5 protein-coding genes are annotated in these 3,484 nt (G+C 60.6%); all 5 read right to left on the bottom strand.

The genetic code is table 11. From position 1 onward, the window contains the following. Positions 1-73 precede the first annotated feature (73 nt). Positions 74-682, bottom strand: a complete 609-nt coding sequence (locus ACXJ5O_RS22025; protein ID WP_457301755.1) for a DUF447 domain-containing protein — start codon at positions 680-682, stop codon at positions 74-76. Then, positions 679-2,079 carry a DUF6513 domain-containing protein gene (locus ACXJ5O_RS22030; RefSeq protein ID WP_457301756.1) on the bottom strand — a complete coding sequence of 467 codons (1,401 nt, stop codon included), beginning with the start codon at positions 2,077-2,079 and terminating at the stop codon, positions 679-681. Before ACXJ5O_RS22030 ends, ACXJ5O_RS22025 begins: the two co-directional genes overlap by 4 nt. Then, on the bottom strand, positions 2,072-2,623 hold the full coding sequence (locus ACXJ5O_RS22035) for a flavoprotein (protein ID WP_112529099.1): 552 nt from the start codon (positions 2,621-2,623) through the stop codon (positions 2,072-2,074). The genes ACXJ5O_RS22030 and ACXJ5O_RS22035 overlap by 8 nt, the downstream gene beginning before the upstream one ends. Further along, positions 2,620-3,255 carry an amino acid kinase family protein gene (locus ACXJ5O_RS22040; RefSeq protein WP_457301757.1) on the bottom strand — a complete coding sequence of 212 codons (636 nt, stop codon included), beginning with the start codon at positions 3,253-3,255 and terminating at the stop codon, positions 2,620-2,622. The genes ACXJ5O_RS22035 and ACXJ5O_RS22040 overlap by 4 nt, the downstream gene beginning before the upstream one ends. Continuing rightward, positions 3,252-3,484: dihydroneopterin aldolase (locus ACXJ5O_RS22045; RefSeq protein ID WP_457301758.1), on the bottom strand; the 233-nt coding region annotated here is incomplete at its 5' end. The genes ACXJ5O_RS22045 and ACXJ5O_RS22040, both read right to left, overlap by 4 nt.

Consider the following 3,484-nt stretch of genomic DNA (forward strand, 5'->3'; position numbering starts at 1 on the left):
TCCCAATGGGTCCTCGGGTCAAGCCCGAGGATGACGGAGAGAGAGGTGTGTTTCAGCCAAAACCCGAAACGTCCTAAATCTGACCGCCATGATGATGTACGGCTTCCTTGCCTTTCGCGTCGGCAGCGTCGCGATGATCCTTGACCTTCTCCATCAGCCAGGACCAGGCCTGATGTTCATCGGGACCGGCGGTCTTCTCGATGGCGATTGCGAGATAGGCGATCTCCGCCTCGATCTTATCTGGCGGCAGCATGGAAAGACGGCTGACGAGGATTGCAAGTTCAAGTACAGCAGCCTTGGCACGGTTGAGCCCGGTAAACGGTGCGTRCGTGGCTTCGGAAACCACCTTGCAATAATGGCGGGGTCGCATGACGTCCTCATCGACGGAAACGACCTTGAGCACCGAATGGCTGAGCGCTGCCTCCAATCGGGGCACCGGGCAGTTCTTGACCGCAACGGTCGGCCAGTCCTTGCGGCCGGTCAGACAGCCGGCGAAGATCRGCATGTCATCGGTATAATTGGCGATCGCGAACGGAATGGCGGCGAGATTTTCGAGCGTCTTCGAAGGGCGGAACGGCGCGATCACCCAGCCATCCTCGTGCTGGATGATACCGAGCGGCGCAATGTGCGCGACGCCCTTGCTGTCGACCGTGGTAACAATGGTCTCCCTGATATAGGTCACTGCGGCCTATCCTTTTTCGCTTTCAAAGTATGCCCTGCTTCCGCCAACCGCAATCGGTCCTCCTGTTTGCCCGGAACAGCCGCGCCCCAGGCGAGCGGCTCGTCCTGCGTGTAGCGCTTGCCGAGTTTCCAGGCGATTTCCGCCTTGGTCAGCTCCGCACCGAGATAAAACGCGTGTGCGCCGTCATTCTCAACGCCGAGACCCGGGAAAAGTTCAAATGCGTCCTGCGCGATCCTGTGGCCCTGGCCGTTGAAGATGTGCACGCCATCCGGGGCGGTCATGATGCGGAAATTTGCATCGCGCACGTCGGYGGCGAGCGCGGCAATATCCTCGACGCTGTTCGGGTAAGGCTTGCGGTCGCGCATCTGCAGCAGACCGGCGTCGTAGCCGCGTGGCAGGGCATGATCCTCTCTGGCCGCAAACATGGTGCGGCGCGCGCTGTCGTGCTCCTCGACCGTGCGGATCGTATGCGGGCTGACATTGACGACAAGCACATTGCCGATCGACAGCTCGGAGCAGATGCCCGCCAGCAGGGCGGTGACACCGGAACTGTCGGCGTCAGTGAGTTCGGTGAGATTGCCGGTGCCCATCATCATCGGGATATCCGGCCAGCGGCGGCGCGCTTCAAGGAAGCGTCCGAGCGAGACGGAAAAGCCAAAATGGATCGGGTCGAGCACCGGATCAGCGATGAATCCGATGTTCGCAGCTTGAGCTGCAACAATGGCGCGGCCAAGCGAATCCAGATCGCCCGGGCTAGCAGGAATGAGAACAGGCGTGACGCCGTGTTTGATGGCGAGACCGATGGTTTCCTCGGTCAAGCTCAGGAGATAGTCCGCACCGGCCGCGGCGCCGGTTTCGAGCTCTTCGACAGAGGCCGAGTCGACACTGACTTTGAGCCCCTGACCTTTCAGGGCGCGAACGGCATCGGCCAGGTGCGGAAACGGGGTTTCCGGCAGGCAGCCAAGGTCGATGACATCGGCACCGGCAGCCACAAGATGTGCGGCACGCAGCATGAGCGCATCGAGCGACAGCGCCGAAGCATCGACGATTTCGGCAAAAATCCGCATATCATGCTTTGTAAGATCGATGGGCTTGCCGACGCGCCCGAGAAAGACAGGAAGATCGGCGACTTCATCGGGACCACGAACGAATGGAATCCCGAAACGCTGGCTCAAATTGTCGAGATCACCCCGATAGCGACCGGGCAGGATGACGCGATCGGCGGATATCGGCAGCTTCAGGCGTCGCACAATGATATCCTCGGTCATCAGCGCCGCGACCTTCACGCCGATATCGACAATCTCGTAGGTAAACGCTGTCTTGCCGAGATCGGCGAGGATCCGCTCCAGCCGTGCACGGGCAAGATGCCCGGTCAGGAACAGCAACCGCTCAGCCATCGCCGGAGATCACCTTTTGGCGAGCGGTAATCGTTTCTATGAGTTCGGCCAGCGACTCGACGACCCTGGTTCGTTCATAGGTCTTGAGCTTTGCGGTGTTTTCCAGATCGATCGGTCGCGGATAGACCTTGACCATGCCGCTCGGCGCCATGGTTTCAAGTTCGGGCGCCGTATCGCAGGCAAAGACGATGGACGGCACAAGGCACTTCCCCGCCTGCGCATAGACATTGGTAGGGAGCGAATCCGAAATACCGGCGACGCACTTTGCCACAGTGTTGGATGTAGCCGGCGCGATCACGGCCGTGTGGTAGACGCCGGTGTAAAACCCGCCAATCGGCACGGAACTCGCCGTCTTGTCATGCAGTACCCGCGTCGTTTCGGGAAAATCCAGCTTGAGCTTGTACATGCGCAGCACTTCGTTCGCGGCCTTCGAGACGAAAACATCGCAGTGCTCGAGCGTGCGGATCAGTTCGAAGCTTTCCACAAAGAAATGGCCCGAACCGGTCAATGCCCAGGCCCAGCGCGGCGTATGCAGTCTCGTCATTGCGCACCCATGGCTTCGGTCTGTTTGTGCCGCATGATCCTGCGTCCGGGGATGGATGCCAAGGGCAAATCGAGCGTATCCAGCATCGCGGGGCCAGCGACATGGAGGCTTGTACGCTCACCCAGCATGTCCGGCAGCATGCTGTCGACGATACCGGCGGCGGCAAGTTCCCGCACAGTTGCGTAATGGGTGTATTCGTCGGTCTGCTTCACCAGCAGCAAAGTATCGGTGGGTAATTGCCTGGCCAACCAGGCACTCAAACTATCCGACGTAATCTGCCACGAGGGCGGTATATCCCCCGCATCCAAGGTCATTGACGATGGAAGCCAGACCGGTGTTGCGCCGACGTCCAGCACCTCGCCGATCTGCGATATTGACCGCGCCACCCGCAGTTGCGGATGCCGCTCGGCGATGGCGATGCCGAACTGGTCCATGGCAAGGATGGCCATCGCATGCGCCGCATCGTCCGAATATCCGAGACGCTTCTGTGAGGTCCGCACCTGATCGGCGAAAGGACCGCCGCCCGGCACGATAACCAGCGGAAAGGTTGCGCTCGCCAGGAGGTCGATCCAGCGCTGCATTTCCGCATGGCCCGCCGTGCTGCCTCCGAGCTTGACGACGATGGGCTTCATGAGGATTTCCGGCCTCCGTGCGCATGGATCGGCCGGGGCTTGGCCGATGAATTCTTCACATCGTTTTTCCGTTCGATCTCGACACCGACACCACCGGGTCCAAGCTCCAGCTTTTCGGCCCGCACGACAACGCGGGTCACGCGCGGATTTTCCAGAACGAAAGCCGCCACCTGCTCTGCCAGCGTTTCGGCAAGCTCGATATGGCCGCGGGCGACGATGGCACGAATGC

The sequence above is a fragment of the Phyllobacterium sp. P5_D12 genome (genome assembly GCF_054049495.1).

What these genes read in the sequence shown, in the direction of transcription:
- ACXJ5O_RS22035 (WP_112529099.1), bottom strand. Translation starts at nt 2,623, where the DNA reads ATGACGAGACTGCATACGCCGCGCTGGGCCTGGGCATTGACCGGTTCG.
- ACXJ5O_RS22040 (WP_457301757.1), bottom strand. Translation starts at nt 3,255, where the DNA reads ATGAAGCCCATCGTCGTCAAGCTCGGAGGCAGCACGGCGGGCCATGCG.